The following is an 18103-nucleotide window of genomic DNA, read 5'->3' as shown; positions in this document are numbered from 1 at the left end:
ACGAACGGGGTTCAGTCTGGACTAGGACCCGTATCCGTGTTGGGGCTTTCGGAAATCTGCACTCTCCGACCGCCATTCAAACACGCGATACCGCAAGATGTCGGTTAGGACGTCCTCGGCGTTTCAGTCCTCGGCCTTCGCCAGCGCCGACGGCCACCAGATTCGTTTGCCGATGTCATAGGAGAGGGCGGGAACCAGGACGCTGCGCACGATGATGGTGTCGAGCAGAACGCCGAAGGCCACCGCGAACCCGATCTCCGCGAGGAACACCAGCGGCAGCACACCCAGCACCGCGAACGTCGCGGCGAGAACCACACCAGCGGAGGTGATCACGCCACCGGTGACGGCCAGCCCGCGCAGCACCCCGGAGCGGGTTCCATGGGTGAGCGACTCCTCCCGCACCCTGGTCATCAGGAAGATGTTGTAGTCGATGCCGAGCGCGACAAGGAATACGAAGGCGAACAGCGGGAAGGCCTGGTCGGCGCCTGCGAAATGGAACACGTGGGTGAAGAAGAACCCGCACACGCCGAGTGTGGCTGCGAACGAGAGCACCACGGTGGCGATCAGGATCAGCGGCGCGAGCAGCGCCCGGAGCAGGATGGCGAGCACCAGGAAGATCACCACGAGCACGATCGGGATGATCAGGTTCCTGTCGTGCACCGAGGCGGTCTGCACGTCCAGGGTGGCCGCGGAGTTCCCGCCCACCAGGGCGTCGGCGCCGGGGACGGCGTGCACCGCGGTGCGCAGCCGCTCGATGGTCTCCAACGCCTCCGGTGAGTCGTAGGAGTCTGCGAGCGTGGCGGTGACAACGGTGCGGCCGTCGATCGGCTGCACGGTCAGCTGTGGCGGCGGGCAGCCGGTCGGCGCGGCCGCGGGGGCGCCGGTGCCCAGGTTCAGCCCCGCAACCTTGGCGTAGTCGATCTGCAGGCACACCGAACCCGGGGCCGTTGCGACACCTTCGACCCCGCCCGCGACGGCGATCACCTGCTCGGCGGCGTCGGCGTCGGTCATGATGACGGCCGGCGCGCCGGTGCCCTGAGGGAACTTGGCATCGTAGATCGCCTGACCCTGGGCGGCCTCGGGGTTGTTGGTGAAGTTCTCGGTTGAGGTGAGCCCATCCGTCTGTAGGCTGCCGATCCCGATGGCGCACAGCGCGATCAACAGCACGGTGGTGCCGATCCACGCGGGCCGGGCCCGGTTGCCGACAGCGGTGGAGATCCGGCCCCACGTGCCGTGCGCGGTGAGATCGGCGGCGTGGTCGACGTGCGGCACGCGCGGCCAGAACACCCACCGGCCCGCGGTCGCCAGCGCCACGGGGAGGAACGTCATCATCACCAGGTAGGTGCAGGCGATGCCGATGGCGGTGACCGGACCGAGGCTCTTGTTCGAGTTCAGTTCGGAGAAGGTCAGGCACAGCAGTCCGAGGATGACGGTCACCGCGGAAGCGGTGATCGCGGGAGCCGATTCGCGCCAGGCCCGGATCATCGCGTCGAACCGGTTGGGGTACGCGTGAAGTTCTTCCCGGTACCGCGCGATCAGCAGCAGCGCGTAGTCGGTACCAGCGCCCAGCACGAGGACCATCAGGATGCCTTGGCTCTGGCCGGTCAGCGTCAGGATGTCCTGCTTGGCGAGGAAGTAGATGACCATCGAGGAGAGGCCGAGCGCCAGCATCGCGGACAGCAGCGGGAAGATCCAGAGGACCGGGGAGCGGTAGACGACCAGCAGGATCAGGATCACCACGAGGAGGGCCGCGCCGAGCAGCGCGCCGTCGAGTCCCTGGAAGGCGTCGATGAACGCCACGAGTAGCCCGCCTGGGCCCGCTGGCAGCACCTCGAGTTCGGCGGCGGCGGCCGAGCGGGCCGCGTCCATCACATGCTGTTCGGTCTCGGCGAGGACATCGCCCTGGACCTGCGTGCCGTCGGACTTGGCCACCAGCGGCACGAACAGGGCCGCGGTGGTGCCGTCCTCGGAGTACTGGACCGGGGCCATGCCGGTCTTGTCGACACCAGGAACCTGCGTCACCGCCGTCGCGGCGTCGGCGATCGACTCCTTGTCCTGCTCGGTCAACGGCCCGTCGCGGTGGAACACGACGAATCCCGGGATGGTCTCGACCGTGACGAACTTCGCGGATTCGTCGGCGACGATGGTCGATTCGGCGGAGGCGGACAGATAGCTGGCGTTGTCGTTCTTCTGGACCTCGGCGAGCTTGCCCTGGAATGAGCCGCCGACGCCGCCGGCCAGGAAGGCGATGAGCGCGATCGCGATGACGGTGAACACCGGCCAGCCGCGCCGGGGCTTCCGGGGCGTCACCGTCGAAGGCTCGTCGCTGATGTCGAGTTCGGCCATCGGTTCTCCTCGAGAATGCCCGTCATCGCAGGTCTCCAACGGGTTCAAGTAGACCACGGGGTGGGTCGGGGGATCCGGGATTCCCCGGACCGATTCACGTTTCCCGACACAGTGACGGGAACATGTTCTAACTTGGTCCTCGCTCCGGCGCGCCGACCGCGCCACCACAGAGAGAGGGGACAGAGTCGATGACCGCAGGTCGTTCGGATCAACAGACGGGGGGCGTCTCGCGCAGAGGCTTCTTGACCGCCGTGGCGGGGTCAGCCGCCCTCGCCGGACTCGGCTGGACGCCCGCGCAGGCGATCCCGTTCGGCGACGCCAGGGCGACGCTGCCCACACCGCCCGACTTCCCCGACGGCATCGCCCTCGTTCAGCAGGGCTACGAGAACTGGGCACAGGAGATCCGGTTCGACCAGGTCTGGACCTGTACGCCCCGGGACGCGCAGGACGTGGTCCGGCTCGCGAACTGGGCACACGCCAACGGCTACCGACTGCGGCCGCGAGGGACCATGCACGGGTGGAGCCCGCTGACCCTGGAGGCCGGCCAGAACGTCGACCGGGTGCTGCTGGTGGACACCATGGCGAGACTGAACGCCATCGCGGTCGACGCCGTCGGCGCCGCCGAGGGTCGTGCCACGGTCACCGCGGGCGCGGGCGCCACCGTCGAGACGATCCTCACCGAGCTGCAGGCGCACGGACTCGGCTGGGCCAACGCACCCGCGATCGGTGGGCTCACCATCGCGGGGGTGCTCGCGATCGACGCGCACGGGGCCACGCTGCCCGCGGACGGCGAATCCGCGCTCCCGGGGGCATCGTTCGGGTCGCTGAGCAACCTGGTGACCGCGATGACCGCGGTGGTCTGGGACGAGGCTGCCGGTCGGTACGAGCTGCGGGAGTTCAGCAGGGCCGACGCGGCCATCCGGCCGCTGCTCACCCACCTCGGCCGGTCCTTCGTCACCTCGGTGACGCTGCAGGCCGGACCCAATTACCGGCTCCGCTGCGAGTCCGTCACCGACATCCCGTGGCGCGAACTGTTCGCCCCGGCAGGGTCACCGGGCCGGACCTTCGAGAGCTACGTGGCCCGCTCGGGTCGTGTCGAGGCGATCTGGTTCCCCTTCACCGAGACGCCGTGGCTCAAGGTGTGGACGCCAACCCCGGTCAAGCCGCCGCAGTCCCGGGAGGTCACGGGGCCCTACAACTACTGGTACTCGGACAACCTCCCACAGGCGGTCACCGATCCACTCGGGCTGATCACCAGGGGGATCGGCAGCGCCACACCGTTGTTCGGGCAGGCGCAGTTCGCGACCATCGCGTCCGGTCTCGGCACCACCGGGACCGCCGACCTGTGGGGCTGGTCCAAGGACGTGCTGTTCTACCTCCGCGCGACGACCCTGCGGATGAACGCGGGCGGCGGTGTGGTGATCACCCGCAGGTCCAACATCGCCCGGGTGATCAACGAGTTCACCGGCTGGCATCACCGGCGTCAGCAGGAACTGCGGGCCGAAGGCCGGTATCCGATCAACGGGCCCTTCGAGGTGCGACTGTGTGGGCTCGACGACCAAGGCGAGGTGACGGTGGAAAGCGCTGGTGCGCCGACCATCTCGGCGCTGCGTCCCCGACCCGACCACCCCGAGTGGGACACCGCCATCTGGATGAACGTGGTCGGCGTGCCCGGCACGCCGGGCCAGGCCGCGTACTTCCGCGAGATGGAACTGTTCATGAGGGAGAACTACAGCGGCGACTACGCCACGTTCCGGCCGGAATGGGCCAAGGGCTGGGCGTTCACCGACCGGGCCGGGCACTCCGACGGGCCGTCCATCGACTCCGTCATCCCCGACACCTACCGGGACGGGGTGCCCTCCGGCGACAACTGGGACACGGCACGCGCCGCATACAACGCGCATGACCCGCACCGGATCTTCAGCAACGGCTTCCTGGACAGACTGCTGCCATGAGCTACCGGCCCGACCTGGGCCGGATGTGCTCGAAGATCAGGATCGTCTCGGTCGCCGCGACCTCCGGGCGCGCGGACAGGTGGTCGAGCACGAAGTCGCGCAACGCGCCGGTGTCGCGCATCGCGACGTGGAGCAGGTAGTCGTCGGCTCCCGCGATGAAGTAGACGTCGAGCACCTCGGGCGTCGCGGACATCCGTTCCGCGAACTGCGCCATGTGTGGGCGTGCGTCGGCGCGCAGCCGGACGGAGATCATCGCCTCGAGGTCCCGTCCGAGGGCCGCCGGGTCGATGTCGGCGTGGAAGCCCCGGATGACGCCCTTCTCGACCAGCGCGCGCACCCGGGCCAGGCAGGTGGAGGGCGCGATCCCGGCCAGGTCGGCGAGCGCGTTGTTCGGGGTGCGGGCATCGCGGGTGAGCTGGGCGAGCAGGACGTGATCGATCTCGTCGAGCCTGACCGCCCGAACATCGTTCGGGCGGGCACCCCGTGAGGTGCCTTGAGTCGAAGATTCCGCAACCATGTGCCGATTCTAAAGAATTATCAGCACAAATCTGTGCATGGAATCGAGGAAAATTCATACTTGACCCAGCGTCGATCACGCTCACCCACACCGAACCGCCCCCGAAACCCGAGGAAGTGTCATGAGGATCGGAATCCCCCGCGAGGTCAAGAACCACGAGTACCGGGTCGCCATCACACCCGCAGGCGTCCACGAACTCGTCTCCCGCGGCCACCAGGTGTTCGTCGAGCAGGAGGCCGGTGCCGGTTCTTCCTTCGCCGACGCCGATTACCGCGCGGCCGGCGCGCAGATCTTGGCCGACGCCGACGATGTCTGGGCGTCCGCGGAGCTGCTCTTGAAGGTGAAAGAGCCCATCGCGGAAGAGTATTCGCGGTTGCGTCCTGACCTGGTGCTGTTCACCTACCTGCATCTGGCGGCCTCGAGGGAGTGCACGGACGCGCTGATCGCGGCGAAGACGACCGCGATCGCCTACGAGACCGTGCAGGCCCCCGACGGTTCCCTGCCCCTGCTCGCGCCGATGAGCGAGGTCGCCGGGCGGCTCGCGCCCCAGGCAGGCGCCTACCACCTGATGGCCAGCTCCGGCGGCCGCGGCGTCCTGATGGGCGGCGTGCCCGGGGTGCGCCCGGCCAACGTGGTGATCCTGGGTGGCGGGGTGGCCGGCCAGAACGCGGCGGCGATGGCCGTCGGGATGCACGCCGATGTCACCGTCCTGGACCTGAACGTCGCGCGGCTGCGCGAGCTCGACGACCGGTACAACGGACGGCTGCGGACCGTGGTGTCCAACGCCTTCGAGGTGGAGCAGGCGGTGCTCGGCGCGGACCTGGTGATCGGCGCGGTGCTGGTGCCGGGGGCGAGGGCGCCGAAGCTGGTGTCCAACGAACTGGTGTCCCGGATGAAGCCGGGTTCGGTGCTGGTCGACGTCGCGATCGACCAGGGCGGGTGCTTCGAGGACTCGCGTCCGACCACCCACGCCGACCCCACCTACCGGGTACACAACTCCGTCTTCTACTGCGTCGCGAACATGCCGGGCGCGGTGCCCCGTACCTCCACCTTCGGGCTGACCAATGCCACCCTCCCGTACGTCCTCGAGATCGCGGAACTGGGCTGGCGCCGGGCAACCGCCGCCGACCGGGCGCTGGCCGCCGGGCTGAGTACCCACGACGGCGAGGTGCTCTCCACCGCGGTGGCGGACGCGCACGGCTATCGCGGCTTCGCCAACGGCGCGCGGGTCACACCCGACCTGGGGTAGGACACGCGCACGGTCGCGCACCGCCTACCCTTGGCCGCGACCGGAAGGAGTGCGCAGTGACCGAGGCAATCGTGGTGGCGCGGGACGGGGACATCGTCACGTGGACGCTGAACCGTCCGGAGACCCGCAACGTCATCTCCGAGCCCGACATGATCGAGGCCTTCGAGGCGGCGATCGCGGACGTCAATCGGGACGTGACAGTGCGCGCGGTGGTGTTGACCGCGGCCGGGCCGTCGTTCTCCTCTGGGGGCAACGTCAAGCACATGCGCGACCGCGAGGGCATGTTCGGCGGCTCACCCGTGGAACTGCGCGGCGGCTACCGGCACGGCATCCAGCGGATCCCCCGGGCGCTCTATCACTGCGAGGCGCCGGTGATCGCCGCGGTGAACGGCCCGGCCATCGGGGCGGGCTGTGACCTTGCACTCATGTGCGACATGCGGATCGCGGCGACCACGGCCACCTTCGCGGAGAGCTTCGTCAAGCTCGGCATCATCCCGGGCGACGGCGGTGCCTGGTTCCTGCCGCGCGCGGTCGGGCAGGCGCGGGCCGCCGAGATGGCCTTCACCGGCGACGCGATCGACGCCGCGACCGCCCTCGAGTGGGGCCTGGTCTCCCGGGTGGTGGAGCCGCATGAGCTGCTGTCGACCGCCCGTGCGCTGGCAGAACGGGTCGCGGCGAACCCGCCGCAGGCCCTGCGGATGACCAAGAAGCTGCTCCGCGAGGGGCAGCACCAGAGCCTGGAGAGCCTGCTCGAGCTGTCCGCCTCGATGCAGGCGCTGGCGCACCACACGCACGATCATCAGGAAGCGGTGGCCGCGATGCTCGAGCGCAGGCCGCCGCGGTTCACCGGGGCGTAGCCGGGCCAGGGGCCGGGTGCCCGCCGCGGACCCGGCGCGGGCCCTTCGCAATGTCGGGGGGCCACCGTAAGGTGTCGGACGTGATCATCGTCAGCACGGACGGCTCCTGCCTTCGCAACCCCGGCGGCGCGATCGGCTGGGCGTGGGTCAACCACATGGGGCCGAGCCGCTCCGGCGGCGAACGGTCGGGCACCAACCAAATTGCCGAGCTGCGTGCGCTTTTGGAGGCCATCCGGGCCCATCCGGGTGACGAGCCGATGCTGATCGAGTCCGATTCCCAGTACGCGATCAAGTGTGCCTCGGAGTGGGTGTCCGGTTGGAAGCGCAAGGGCTGGCGTACCGCCTCCGGCGAACCGGTGAAGAACCTGGACCTCGTGCGCTCCATCGACGAGGCGATCGCCGAGCGGACCGGCCCGGTGCGCTTCCGTTGGGTCCGCGGTCACGTCGGCAACCACTACAACGAGGAGGCGGACAAGCTGGCCGGGGAGGCCGCTCGTGCCGTCGCGGCCACCGTCGCTTCCGCCCCTGCGCCCGCCCCGCGGGCGAAGGCCACGACGCACTCCGCGCCGGTGTCGCCGGCGAAGAAGGTCTCGCGAGCCAAGTCGGTGGCGGCGCACACCGTCGTCCCGAACGAGAAGGAGCCGACGCTGTTCGAGGTCTCCGAATCGGACGAGTCGCTCACCCTCTTCTGATCAGAGGTCGAACAGCCGCGCACCGTTGCCGTGGCACACGGCGCTGACCCACGCCGCACCCAGGTCGAGCCGAGAAACCGCCTCCAGGGCATGGGCATACGGGTAGGGGATGTTCGGGAAATCGCTGCCGAACAGGATCCGCTCCTGCAGGTCGAGCAGTCGCGGAAGGTCGGCAGGCAGCAGCGGCGCGGCATCGTTGATGAAGTCGGTGAACGCCATCGTGGTGTCGAGCAGCACCCGGTCGTGGCGCTCGGCGAGTTCGAGGAACTCCGCGTACTCGGGCATGCCCATGTGCGCGATGACCAGACGCAGCCGGGGATATCGGGTCAGCAGCTCCGCGATCGGTCCAGGGCCCGTGAAGCGTCCGGGCGCGGGCCCTGACCCGCAGTGGATCACGATGGGGGTGCCTGCGTCCTCGAGGACGCCCCACACGCCATCGAGCAGCGGATCGTTCGGGGCGTAGTCGCCAACCTGGATGTGCGACTTGAACACCCGGGTGCCGTTCTCGAGCGCCGCGGTGACGTACTCGGCGGCACCGGGCTCGGGATAGAAGGTGGAGGTGTGCAGACAGTCGGGGTTGCGGGCCGCGAACTCGACCGCCCATTCGTTGAGCCACGCCGCCATGTGCGGCTTGTGCGGATAGATCATCGACGTGAACGCCCTGACCCCGTAGGAGCGCAGCCGGTCGAGCCGGACGTCCTCCTCGTGCCGGTAGGCGATGGGCCATTCCATGCCGGTCAACGGTCCGGCCGAGTCGAAGTACCTCCACACCTTGTCCATCACGTTCTTGGGCATGAAATGCGTGTGCACGTCGACGATTCCGGGCAGGTTCCACTGCTCGCGGAACGCGGTCACCGCGTCGATGTCGGCCTGCCGGGATTCGGGTTCGTCGATCACGTGACCCACCCTGTCATGCCCGGTTCGGCACTCAGAATCCGCCGTCGACCCGGACCACGGCACGGCCGGTGTAGGTCCCGGCACGTACCCGGTCCAGCACCTGGGAGACGTCCCGGATCGGCACCTCGTGCGCGATCGAGGTCAGATGCCGTGGACGCAGATCGCTCGCGAGGCGAGCCCACAGCGCACGGCGCTTGTCGATCGGCAGCTGCACGGAGTCGATGCCCAGCAGGGAGACGCCGCGCAGGATGAACGGCAGCACGGTGGTCGGCAGTGCAGATCCGCCGGTCAGCCCGCTCGCCGCGACCACGCCGCCGTAGCGGACGGTGCTGAGCACGTGCGCGAGCGTCGTGCCACCAACGCAGTCGACTGCGGCCGCCCATTCCGCCTTGCCGAGCGGGCGGGGCTTCGCGTCCGGGTCCTCGGGCAGCCGACCGATGACGGACGCCGCGCCGAGCGAGGACAGCAGGTCCGCGGCCGTGGGCTTGCCGGTCGACGCGACCACCTCGAACCCGGCAGCGGCGAGCAGGTCGACGCTCACGGTGCCGACGCCGCCGCTTGCGCCGGTGACCAGGACGGGCCCGTCGGCCGGGGTGATGCCGCGGTCGAGGACGGCCTGCACGCTCATCGCCGCGGTGAAGCCCGCGGTGCCGATGGTCGCCGCATCGCGGGGGGAGAGGTCCGAGAGCCGGACCACCCAGTCGGCGGGGACCCGGGCGAACTCGGCATATCCACCGTGACGCCCGGTACCGATCTCGTATCCGTGCGCGAGGACCAGGTCGCCGGGTGTGAACGAGTCGTCGTCGGAGGCGACGACCTCGCCTGCGAGGTCGATGCCGGGGACGATCGGGTACTCGCGCACCACCCCGCCCCGCGGCGTCACGGCGAGGGCATCCTTGTAGTTCACGCTCGAGAAGTGCACCTTGATGGTGACCTCGCCGGGCGGCAGCGCACCGGTGTCGAGGGTGCAGGGGGCGAGCGTGATCTCCCCGTCCTGGTCGCGTGCGATGTAGGCCGAGAACGTCGTCGTCACCGTTCCGAGCCTAGGGCGTCCGCCACCACGGGGCCAGGCTTCTCCTTGCGCTCCGCGAGGAATCCCACCGCCTCGACGACCAGGACCGGTTTTGCCGCGCCCTCCCGCTCGAAGGTCAGCTTGTTCAGGACCTGCGCGCCCCCGGCGATCTCGTGTACCGCGGTGATGGTGGCGCGCATGCGAATTCGGGACCCGACCGGTAGCGGCGCGGTGAACCTGACCTTGTTGTAGCCGTAGTTGAGCGCGTGCGCGAAGCCGTCGAAGGCGATCAGCTGCCCGGTGAAGAACGGGCCGAGCGAGAGGCTGTAGTTCCCGTGCGCGATGGTGGTGCCGAAGGGGCCGTCGGCGGCCCGCTCGGGGTCGACGTGGATCCACTGGTGGTCTCCGGTGGCGTCGGCGAAGGCGTCGATTCGCTGCTGCGTCACCTCGTGCCAGTCGGTGGGGCCGAGCACGGTCCCGATCAGCGCGGTGAGCTGGGCGAGGGTGCTCGGCCGGACCGGGTCGACGCTCGAGTTCGTCATGTCTGTCGCTCCCATGCTCCGCGTGGCATCACGCCTTCCTCTCAGTATGGGCCGCCGGAGGGGAGCAGGCCACGCACGGCGACGACCCGCGTTGCCGTATAAATACGGCATGTCAGGATCGGTTTCCGGGGATGATCGCGACGATGCGCCACCGTCGATGGCGCGGTCGGGTCTGCTTCGTGAGCTACCCGTCACCGAGCGCGGGCTGCGGACCCGGGCGGCGTTGATCGCGGCCGCAAGAAGGGTGTTCGAGCGCTCGGGCTACCTCGACACCCGCCTGATAGACATCACCAAGGCGGCCAAGTGCTCGGCCGGGACGTTCTACACCTACTTTGCGAGCAAGGAAGAGATCTTCGCCGCGGTTCTCGAGCTGGCGCAAGAGGACATGATGCACCCTGGCATGCCGCACGTGGCGGCCGAGGACGATCCCGCCGCGATCATCGCGGCCAGCAATCGGGCGTACTTCGAGGCCTACAAACGCAACGCGAAGCTGATGGGCCTGCTCGAACAGGTCGCCAGCATCGATCCAGAGTTCCGGGTGCTGCGGCAGCAGCGGGCCGACGCGTTCATCCGCCGCAACGCCCGCAGCATCGCGAATCTGCAGCAACGCGGACTCGCGGACCGGGATCTCGATCCGTTGCTGGCGTCGTCGGCGCTCTCGGGCATGATCAGCCGCCTCGCGTTCGGGTATTTCGTGACCGGCGGCGAGGTGGCGTCCCTCGATGACATAGTCGACACCGCCAACCGCCTGTGGGTGAACGCGCTCCGCATCGCCCCCCGCGGCTGACGCCGCACCACGCTTCTCTGCTGGTCAAGGGGTGAAACGGGCCGCATAGTTGAATCTGAGTCCGAATTCAACTATACAGTTCGACAACGCTCGGATCAGGTCTCACCGCGAGGAAGAGGAATCGTTGTGAAGGTTGCGCAGAGGGTCGCCATCGTGACGGGCGGCGGGGGCGGTATCGGTGGCGCGCTCGCCGCACGGCTCGCCGCCGAGGGTGCGAGGGTCGTCGTCGCGGACCTCGACGAGGCCGCCGCGCTCGCCGTCGCCGCGAGTGTCAACGCCGAGCACCCAGGTTCCGCGGTCGGCTCGGGCGCGGACGTCTCCGACACGTCCGCCATCCAGCGACTGATCTCGCTCGCCGAGTCCGAATTCGGGCCGGTGGACCTGTATTTCGCGAACGCAGGGATCAGCGGCGCGCCTGGGCTGGAGGCGACCGAGAGTGACTGGGACCTGTCGATCGACGTCAATTTGCGGGCCCACATCCGGGCCGCGCAGTTGTTGGTCCCGCAGTGGCTCGAACGGGGCGAGGGCTACTTCGTCAGCACCGCGTCGGCGGCAGGCCTGCTGACCCAGATCGGTTCCGCCACCTACTCGGTGACCAAGCACGCCGCGGTCGGCTTCGCGGAGTGGCTCAACGTGACCTACGGCGATCGCGGGATCCGGGTCAGCTGCCTGTGCCCGATGGGCGTGAACACGAAGCTGCTCTACGAGGGGGAGGAATCCGGGGACGCCCGAGGCGTCGCGGCGACGCGGGCCGTGACCTCCGCGGGCGACGTGCTCGAACCGGCGCAGGTCGCCGACGACGTGCTCGCCGCGATGGACGAGGAGCGCTTCCTGATCCTCCCGCACGCGGAGGTGCTCGAGATGTACCGCCGCAAGGGGGCCGACTACGACCGGTGGTTGCGTGGGATGCGGCGCTTCCAGGCCGGACTGCTGCCGGGCGCCTGATCGCCCCTCCACCATTCCTTCCTCCCCACCTGTCAGGAGTTCACATGTCCCTGTTCGATGTCTCGGACCGCGCCGAGAAGATCCGGGCCGACCTGCTCGAGTTCATGGACTCGCACGTCTACCCGGCGGAAGCCGTCTACGAGGAGCAGATGCGGGCCGTGGGAGACCCCCACTTCCAGCCGCCGATCATCGAGGAGTTGAAGGTCGAGGCGCGAAAGCGGGGACTGTGGAATCTCTTCCATCCGCATCCCGGGACCGGGGCCGGCCTGACAAACCTGGAGTACGCGCCGCTGGCCGAGATCATGGGTCGCAGCCACCTCGCCTCCGAGGCATGCAACTGCAACGCACCCGACACCGGCAATATGGAGGTCTTCGAGATCTTCGGTAGCGATGAGCACCGCGAGAAGTATCTGAAGCCGCTGCTGGACGGGAAGATCCGCTCCGCCTTCGCGATGACCGAGCCCGACGTCGCCAGCTCCGATGCCACCAACGTCGAGATGCGGATGGAGCGCGACGGCGACGAGTTCGTCCTCAATGGCCGTAAGTGGTTCGCTTCCAACGCAATGCACCAGAACTGCCGGGTGCTGATCGTGATGGGCAAGACCGATCCGACAGCCGAGATCCACCGCCAGCAGTCGATGCTCGTGGTGCCGATCGATGCACCCGGTGTCACCGTCGTGCGCAACCTGCCGGTTTTCGGCTACCACGATCGGGAGGGCCACGCGGAGATCACCTTCGAGAACGTGCGGGTCCCGGTCAAGGACGTGCTCAAGGGTGAGGGCGAGGGCTTCGCGATCAGCCAGGCCCGCCTCGGCCCCGGCCGCATCCATCACTGCATGCGGGCGATCGGGATGGCCGAGCGGGCGCTGGAACTGATGTGCAAGCGCGCGCAGTCCCGGGTCACCTTCGGCCGTCCGATCGCGGACCGCTCCAACATCCAGGACTGGATTGCGGAGGCGCGCATCGAGATCGAGATGACCCGCCTGCTCACGCTCAAGGCCGCGTACCTGATGGACACGGTGGGCAACAAGGAGGCGCGCACCGAGATCGCCGCGATCAAGGTCGCCGCCCCGCAGATGGCCCTGAAGATCGTCGACCGGGCCATCCAGGTGCACGGCGGGGCGGGCGTCACCGACGACTTCCCGCTGGCGATGGCGTACGCGCACCTGCGGACCCTGCGCCTCGCCGACGGGCCCGACGAGGTGCACAAGCGGGCCATCGCGAAGCAGGAACTGCGCAAGTACCGGGCCAACCGGCCCGCCGGGGCCTGAGGTGGGCGAGACCGTCGGACTCGACCCGGCCGCGGTGACGCGGTGGTTCGGCTCGCTCGGGGTGGGATTCACCGCCCCGCTGCGCTTCGACCGGATCGGGCTGGGCCAGTCGAACCTGACCTTCCTGGTCCGGGATGCCGAGGACCGCAGGTGGGTCCTGCGGCGCCCGCCGCTGGGGCACCTGCTCGCCTCGGCACACGACGTGGCACGGGAGGCGCGGATCATGGCCGCGCTCGCCGAGACCGAGGTGCCCACGCCCCGGATCTTCGGGGTCGCCCAGGACCCATCGATATCCGAGGTGCCGCTGGTGTTGATGGAGTTCCTCGACGGCCAGGTCGTCGACACCATGCCGATCGTGGAATCGCTTGCCCCGCAGCGTCGCAGGGACATCGGGGTCTCGCTGCCGCGGGCCCTGGCCAAGATCCACGCCGTGGACCTCGAGGCGACCGGCCTGACCGACCTCGCCAGCCACAAGCCGTACGCCCAGCGCCAGCTCAAGCGGTGGGCCGGCCAGTGGGAGGTCACCAAGACCCGCGAACTGCCCGAGCTCGACGACCTGACCAGACGGCTGGCCGCGGCAGTCCCGGAACAGCGCGAGGTCGCGCTGGTGCACGGAGACTTCCACCTGCGCAACGTGATCGTCTCGCACGAGACCGGCGAGGTGATCGGGGCACTGGACTGGGAGCTGTCCACGCTCGGCGAGCCCCTTGCCGACATGGGCAGCATGCTCGCCTACTGGCCGGAGCCCGGGGAGGACGCGATCGGCGACTTCCCGGCATCCACGGTGACGGGTTTCCCCACCCGAGCGGAGCTCGCCGGGCTCTACCTGGAGGAGACCGGCCGAGACGCCGAGGCGTTGAAGTTCTGGCATGTGCTGGGCCTGTGGAAGATCGCCGTCATCGCCGAGGGTGTCATGCGCCGGGCCATGGAGAACCCACAGAACAGGGCGGCCGCGGGCACACCCACCGCCGAACAGATCGAAGCGCTCGTCCGCAAGGCCCGCGACGTCGCGACGGACGCCGGGATCTGATCGATTCTCGCCCACCATCCATCGACGTAGTTCTCAGGAGAGGCATCATGAAGGCTTGGCGCGTCAACGAACTCGGCGAACCCCGCGACGTACTGAGGCTCGAGGAGGTCGCCGACCTCGCGCCCGGCCCCGGCCAGCTCATGGTCCGGGTGTTGGCTGCGCCCGCGAACTTCCCCGACGTGCTGCTGTGCCGCGGCGAGTACCAGATCAAGCCGCCGCTGCCGTTCACCCCCGGCGTCGAGTTGTGCGGTGAGGTGGTCGCGGTGGGTGAGGGTGTCACCCGGTTCGCGGTCGGGGACCGGGTGATCGGCAACCCGAGCCTGCCGGGTGGCGGGTTCGCGGAGCTGGCGGTCATGGAGGAGTCGAACACCTTCCCCGCACCCGCCGCTCTGGATGATGCCGAGGCGTCCGCGCTGAGCATCGGCTACCAGACGGGCTGGTTCGCGCTGCACCGCCGCACCCAGCTGCTGCCGGGCGAGACCCTGCTGGTCCACGCCGCCGCGGGCGGGGTGGGAAGTGCGGCCGTGCAGTTGGGGAAGGCCGCAGGCGCGAAGGTGATCGGTGTGGTCGGCGGGCCCGACAAGGCCGAGTACTGTCGTCGACTCGGGGCGGATCTGGTGATCGACCGACACACCGAGGACATCGTGGCGGCGGTCAAGGACTTCACCGGCGGCCGCGGCGCGGACGTGGTGTTCGACCCGGTCGGCGGCGATGCGTACACGAAGTCCACGAAGTGCATCGCCTTCGAGGGCCGGATCATCGTGATCGGGTTCGCGGGCGGCACCATCCCACAGCCGGCCCTCAATCATGCGCTGATCAAGAACTACTCGATCATCGGGCTGCACTGGGGCCTGTACAAGGCGTACAACCAGCAGGCCATCGACGACTGCCACATCGAGCTGACCCGGCTCGCCGACGAGGGGGTGATCAAGCCGCTGATCAGCGAGCGGCTCTCGCTCACCGAGGTGGCGGACGGCATCGGCAGGCTCGGCGATGGCACCACCGTGGGGCGGATCGTGTTCCAGCCCTGAATCGGAAGGAACGACTGATGGCTGACGGTGACCCCGAAGCGATCGACTCGTTGACGCTGCTGCGCGGCGTCAACGAGACCGCGGGATGATCGACACCGCTTGTGGTTTCGCGGCGGCGACAGTAGTCGGGCAGGTGCTCGCCGCGCAGTGTTCGGTGAACTTTCTGTCCCCGGCCGTCGGCGACGAGTTCGTCGCGCGCGCTGTGGTGGTGAAAGCAGGCAAGCGGCAGGTGTTCACCACGGCCGAGTTGTATGCGGAGCGCGACGGAGCGAGCAAGCTCGTCGCGACGGGCACAACAATATTGGCGGTACCTGCCTGAATTCTCTGTAGTGCAACGGGATTCGCGTTCAGAACGGCGGTGGTTCGTCCAGGTCGATGACGAGGATCGGTCCTGCCGGGTTGCGGGGTTCGGGGTGCCGTGTGCCTGGTGGCACGTGGCTGTCGAGTAGGTAGGCGAGGTCGTTCTCGACGGTGCGGCCGCTGTTGCCATAGGCGAGGTCGCGGAGCGTGAAGTCGTCCGCAGTGTCGTGATGGTCGTGGTTGTGCTCGTCGTCCGGGTCGGTGAAGGGGCCGTTCGGTTCGGTGACGGTGATGGAGCCGTGTGGGTCGGTCCACCGGAGTAGGCCGGATCCGAGTTGTGTGACGGTCCAATAGCCCTCGGTCTTGAGGCGGTGGTGTTTTCGGCAGAGGCAGGCCAGGTTTTGTTCGACGGTCAGCCCGCCGTTTGCCGGGTTGGTGTGGTCGAAGGGGATTGTGTGGTCGAGGTCGCAGTCCTGCGCACGGGCGGTGCAGTTCGGGAAGCGGCAGGTGCCGTCGCGGGTGCGGATGATCTCGGCGAGGCGTTTGCTGGGTTGGTAGGTGCGGGCCTCGCGGGAGATCTTGCTCCGGTTGCGGATGCTGGACGGGGTGATGCCTGCGGCCATGAGAGCATTTCCGACCCCGAGGATCGGTCCGTGCGGGTTGGCGACGCTCCTGCGGCCGGAGACCCAGGGTTCGTCGGTTTCTGTTGTGCCGTTGAACAGTTCGGGTGCGGCAGCGCGGAGTTCATCGAGGAGATCCTCGATGAGGCGTGCGCGATCCTTGCCGGCCAGCGTCAGGACCTGCTTCCAGGTGCCATCGGCGGCGATGTCGCGGGCGAGGTCTGCGTCGATCGCGCCGTAGCCGTGGAGGTAGCCGGGGAGGTTGTCGAGGCCGAGCAGGGTGGTGGCGGAGACACCGACCATGATCGTGGCCTTCTCCCGTGGTGCGCGTGTGGTGACGTCCTCGGTCCCTAGTCGTCCCGTCACCTTCGTGGCGGTGCAGTGCTCGCGTCGGCAGTGGCAGGGCAGGTGGTCTGCGCCGTCGGTGAGGGAGATGAGTGCGTCGGCGCGGCGCTGGGCGTGGGTGCGGGGGTCGTCGGCGCACACCTGCAGCGACATCTCGCGTAGCCGCATGGACAGGCGTTGGGCACCGACGGTGGGGAGCAGTCCTTCCAAGGTGGACATGCCGTCGTCGGAGGCGTGGGTGCGGACGTCGCGATCCTCCTCGGCGCGTTCGCGGCGTCGGTGGACCCCGTCGGGGTCGTATCGGGCGATCAACCGCCGTGCGCGTTGCTTGAGCTTGGTCGAGGTCAGGTGATCGCCGTCGGACAGCAGTCGGTTCTCGATGTCGTCGAGTTTGTCGTCGGAGACGTTCGCCAGGGCGTCGACGATGGCGCGGGTCTGGGTGAGGTCGATCGTGCCCGCGGCGAACGCGGCCGAGACCCGGTGCAGGCGCAAGCGAAGCTCGCAGCCGAGGTCGATCATTCGGGCGGCGGCGCCTTCGGTGACGTGCAGGATCGCGGCGATCTCGACGTGGGCGAATTCGCCATGGTGGGCCTCGTTCTTGCCGCGGCGGGCGTCTTCCTCGCAGCGGGTGAGGTAGAGGGCGGTGAGGGCATGGATCTCGCGGAACTGTTCGCGGGCGATGTGGGCGTGGTGTTCCTGCAGCGTTGCCGGTTGCTCATGATCCGGCACGCCGTCGAGTAGTCCCGATGCCGACCCGCTATCGAACATATGTACGAGTCTAGCGAAGGTTGCCTACGGAATCCAGGGATTGCCGGCGAAGGATCCTGCCGAATGTCACGAGTTCGGCTGACGCAGTACGGGCTTGTCGATCTGTTCGCGGAGGATGTCGCCGTGACCTGCGTGCCTGGCGAACTCTTGGATCATTGCGAGCAGCGTCCATCGCATGCTGACCTTTCCCTCGCGGGGATTGTCCTTGGTGTCGTCGAGGTCGAAGCGGGACACGATTGCACGTGATCGTTGGCTTGCGCGCTCGAACTCGGCGATGACGTCTGCCAGCGACTCGTCGTCGGCGACGGCAAAGGTGCCCTCGTCGCGGCGCGAGTATCCATCGCATTCGGATTCTTCGAGTCCCGCCCAGAACCGTTGGAACCAGATCCGTTCCGCGGCAGCGGCATGCTTGATCAATGAGATCGGCGTCGTCAGCGACGTGACGAGTCGTCGGCGGGCATCGGCGTCAGACAGGCCGCGTGCGGTCTCGATGAGTGCTTCGCGGTTGCTGTCGAGCATGTTCTCGATGATCGCTCGCTCGGTGTCGTCGGTAATCTGGTCGGTGGTCATAGTTTTCACTCCATCTAGTTGTGGGTTGAGGTCGCGGTGGGTGTCGGTCGGGCTGAATGACACAAAGGTGGTGCAGCGCCGATTGGTGTCGGGAGAGTCACGAAGCGTCCGGTGTCAGGAAACGGCCGGGAAGAAGGAGGGCAATCGATCCGCTCGTCGCGAGAATTGCGCGCGGAGCGTGGAGAGGAGGCAGGGCCGGCGTCAACGCCGTGGCTCAGGCCTGTCAGGAGGGCTGCTGCCCGGGGTCAGCATATCGCAGAGTTTCATTCCGTGCTGCATGTCGATCGGCAGCTCGGACCATCTTCGTTGTTGTTCGCACCGATTGCTACCCGGACCGCAAAAGAGGGCATCCGGTGGTCGGTCGGGGAA

Annotated in this window: 17 protein-coding genes; 10 read left to right on the top strand and 7 right to left on the bottom strand. The window is 68.4% G+C overall.

The genetic code is table 11. The features are described 5' to 3' along the window. Window positions 1-123 precede the first annotated feature (123 nt). Window positions 124-2346 carry an MMPL family transporter gene (locus tag ABIC28_RS06535; protein ID WP_354578071.1) on the bottom strand — a complete coding sequence of 741 codons (2223 nt, stop codon included), beginning with the start codon at window positions 2344-2346 and terminating at the stop codon, window positions 124-126. Between the two features lie 188 nt (window positions 2347-2534). Between ABIC28_RS06535 and ABIC28_RS06530 the strand changes: the two genes are divergently transcribed. Further along, entirely contained in the window at window positions 2535-4301 is a 1767-nt protein-coding gene (locus tag ABIC28_RS06530) for a cholesterol oxidase substrate-binding domain-containing protein (protein WP_097213489.1), read from the top strand. 1 nt (window position 4302) lies between these two features. On the opposite strand, the gene ABIC28_RS06525 is transcribed toward ABIC28_RS06530, so the two are convergent. After that, entirely contained in the window at window positions 4303-4818 is a 516-nt protein-coding gene (locus ABIC28_RS06525) for an Lrp/AsnC family transcriptional regulator (protein WP_097213488.1), read from the bottom strand. A gap of 121 nt (window positions 4819-4939) precedes the next feature. On the opposite strand from ABIC28_RS06525, the gene ald reads away from it, so the two are divergent. The 3 genes from ald to ABIC28_RS06510 all read left to right on the top strand — a co-directional run bounded on the left by ald (window position 4940) and on the right by ABIC28_RS06510 (window position 7616). Further along, entirely contained in the window at window positions 4940-6067 is a 1128-nt protein-coding gene (ald, locus tag ABIC28_RS06520) for an alanine dehydrogenase (protein ID WP_097213487.1), read from the top strand. Window positions 6068-6123: 56 nt separating this feature from the next. Next, window positions 6124-6924 (top strand): crotonase/enoyl-CoA hydratase family protein, encoded by an 801-nt coding sequence (locus tag ABIC28_RS06515; protein WP_097213486.1) that lies wholly within the window; start codon window positions 6124-6126, stop codon window positions 6922-6924. Window positions 6925-7004: 80 nt separating this feature from the next. Beyond that, window positions 7005-7616 carry a ribonuclease H family protein gene (locus tag ABIC28_RS06510; RefSeq protein ID WP_097213542.1) on the top strand — a complete coding sequence of 204 codons (612 nt, stop codon included), beginning with the start codon at window positions 7005-7007 and terminating at the stop codon, window positions 7614-7616. Here the strand turns inward: ABIC28_RS06510 and ABIC28_RS06505 are convergent, their stop codons facing one another. The 3 genes from ABIC28_RS06505 to ABIC28_RS06495 all read right to left on the bottom strand — a co-directional run bounded on the left by ABIC28_RS06505 (window position 7617) and on the right by ABIC28_RS06495 (window position 10067). After that, window positions 7617-8480 (bottom strand): amidohydrolase family protein, encoded by an 864-nt coding sequence (locus tag ABIC28_RS06505; protein ID WP_257017714.1) that lies wholly within the window; start codon window positions 8478-8480, stop codon window positions 7617-7619. It abuts the gene before it with no gap. Window positions 8481-8544: 64 nt separating this feature from the next. After that, window positions 8545-9546, bottom strand: a complete 1002-nt coding sequence (locus ABIC28_RS06500; RefSeq protein WP_269588763.1) for an oxidoreductase — start codon at window positions 9544-9546, stop codon at window positions 8545-8547. Continuing rightward, window positions 9543-10067 carry a MaoC family dehydratase gene (locus ABIC28_RS06495; protein ID WP_097213484.1) on the bottom strand — a complete coding sequence of 175 codons (525 nt, stop codon included), beginning with the start codon at window positions 10065-10067 and terminating at the stop codon, window positions 9543-9545. Before ABIC28_RS06495 ends, ABIC28_RS06500 begins: the two co-directional genes overlap by 4 nt. Before the next feature lie 109 nt (window positions 10068-10176). Between ABIC28_RS06495 and ABIC28_RS06490 the strand changes: the two genes are divergently transcribed. The 6 genes from ABIC28_RS06490 (at window position 10177) to ABIC28_RS06465 (ending at window position 15450) form a co-directional block, all read left to right on the top strand. Then, on the top strand, window positions 10177-10854 hold the full coding sequence (locus tag ABIC28_RS06490; protein WP_245221111.1) for a TetR/AcrR family transcriptional regulator: 678 nt from the start codon (window positions 10177-10179) through the stop codon (window positions 10852-10854). Window positions 10855-10980: 126 nt separating this feature from the next. Continuing rightward, a complete protein-coding gene (locus tag ABIC28_RS06485; RefSeq protein WP_269588761.1) occupies window positions 10981-11799 on the top strand; it encodes an SDR family oxidoreductase in 819 nt (272 codons plus the stop codon). A gap of 44 nt (window positions 11800-11843) precedes the next feature. Continuing rightward, on the top strand, window positions 11844-13070 hold the full coding sequence (locus tag ABIC28_RS06480; RefSeq protein WP_354578066.1) for an acyl-CoA dehydrogenase family protein: 1227 nt from the start codon (window positions 11844-11846) through the stop codon (window positions 13068-13070). A 1-nt stretch (window position 13071) separates the two neighbouring features. Further along, window positions 13072-14100: a phosphotransferase family protein gene (locus ABIC28_RS06475; RefSeq protein ID WP_257017709.1), complete on the top strand. Its 1029-nt coding sequence runs from the start codon at window positions 13072-13074 to the stop codon at window positions 14098-14100. Between the two features lie 47 nt (window positions 14101-14147). Then, window positions 14148-15131: an NADPH:quinone oxidoreductase family protein gene (locus ABIC28_RS06470; protein ID WP_209928121.1), complete on the top strand. Its 984-nt coding sequence runs from the start codon at window positions 14148-14150 to the stop codon at window positions 15129-15131. 85 nt (window positions 15132-15216) lie between these two features. Then, on the top strand, window positions 15217-15450 hold the full coding sequence (locus tag ABIC28_RS06465; RefSeq protein ID WP_097213479.1) for a PaaI family thioesterase: 234 nt from the start codon (window positions 15217-15219) through the stop codon (window positions 15448-15450). A gap of 28 nt (window positions 15451-15478) precedes the next feature. Here ABIC28_RS06465 and ABIC28_RS06460 read toward each other — a convergent pair whose 3' ends face one another. Then, entirely contained in the window at window positions 15479-17164 is a 1686-nt protein-coding gene (locus ABIC28_RS06460; RefSeq protein ID WP_354578063.1) for an HNH endonuclease signature motif containing protein, read from the bottom strand. Window positions 17165-17230: 66 nt separating this feature from the next. Next, window positions 17231-17734 (bottom strand): DinB family protein, encoded by a 504-nt coding sequence (locus tag ABIC28_RS06455; protein WP_354578061.1) that lies wholly within the window; start codon window positions 17732-17734, stop codon window positions 17231-17233. Window positions 17735-18103: the final 369 nt, after the last annotated feature.

This window comes from Rhodococcus sp. PvR044 (genome assembly GCF_040548995.1).
Classification (GTDB): Bacteria; Actinomycetota; Actinomycetes; order Mycobacteriales; family Mycobacteriaceae; genus Rhodococcus_G; species Rhodococcus_G oryzae.
Note: the sequence above shows the minus strand (reverse complement) of the source record. Positions and strands in the feature narration are given on the sequence as shown.

Excerpts from the sequence above, each read along its gene's own strand:
- ABIC28_RS06535 (WP_354578071.1), bottom strand. The coding sequence starts at position 2,346 with ATGGCCGAACTCGACATCAGCGACGAGCCTTCGACGGTGACGCCCCGG.
- ABIC28_RS06530 (WP_097213489.1), top strand. The coding sequence starts at position 2,535 with ATGACCGCAGGTCGTTCGGATCAACAGACGGGGGGCGTCTCGCGCAGA.
- ABIC28_RS06525 (WP_097213488.1), bottom strand. The coding sequence starts at position 4,818 with ATGGTTGCGGAATCTTCGACTCAAGGCACCTCACGGGGTGCCCGCCCG.
- ald (WP_097213487.1), top strand. The coding sequence starts at position 4,940 with ATGAGGATCGGAATCCCCCGCGAGGTCAAGAACCACGAGTACCGGGTC.
- ABIC28_RS06495 (WP_097213484.1), bottom strand. The coding sequence starts at position 10,067 with ATGACGAACTCGAGCGTCGACCCGGTCCGGCCGAGCACCCTCGCCCAG.
- ABIC28_RS06490 (WP_245221111.1), top strand. The coding sequence starts at position 10,177 with ATGTCAGGATCGGTTTCCGGGGATGATCGCGACGATGCGCCACCGTCG.
- ABIC28_RS06480 (WP_354578066.1), top strand. The coding sequence starts at position 11,844 with ATGTCCCTGTTCGATGTCTCGGACCGCGCCGAGAAGATCCGGGCCGAC.
- ABIC28_RS06470 (WP_209928121.1), top strand. The coding sequence starts at position 14,148 with ATGAAGGCTTGGCGCGTCAACGAACTCGGCGAACCCCGCGACGTACTG.
- ABIC28_RS06465 (WP_097213479.1), top strand. The coding sequence starts at position 15,217 with ATGATCGACACCGCTTGTGGTTTCGCGGCGGCGACAGTAGTCGGGCAG.
- ABIC28_RS06460 (WP_354578063.1), bottom strand. The coding sequence starts at position 17,164 with ATGTTCGATAGCGGGTCGGCATCGGGACTACTCGACGGCGTGCCGGAT.
- ABIC28_RS06455 (WP_354578061.1), bottom strand. The coding sequence starts at position 17,734 with ATGACCACCGACCAGATTACCGACGACACCGAGCGAGCGATCATCGAG.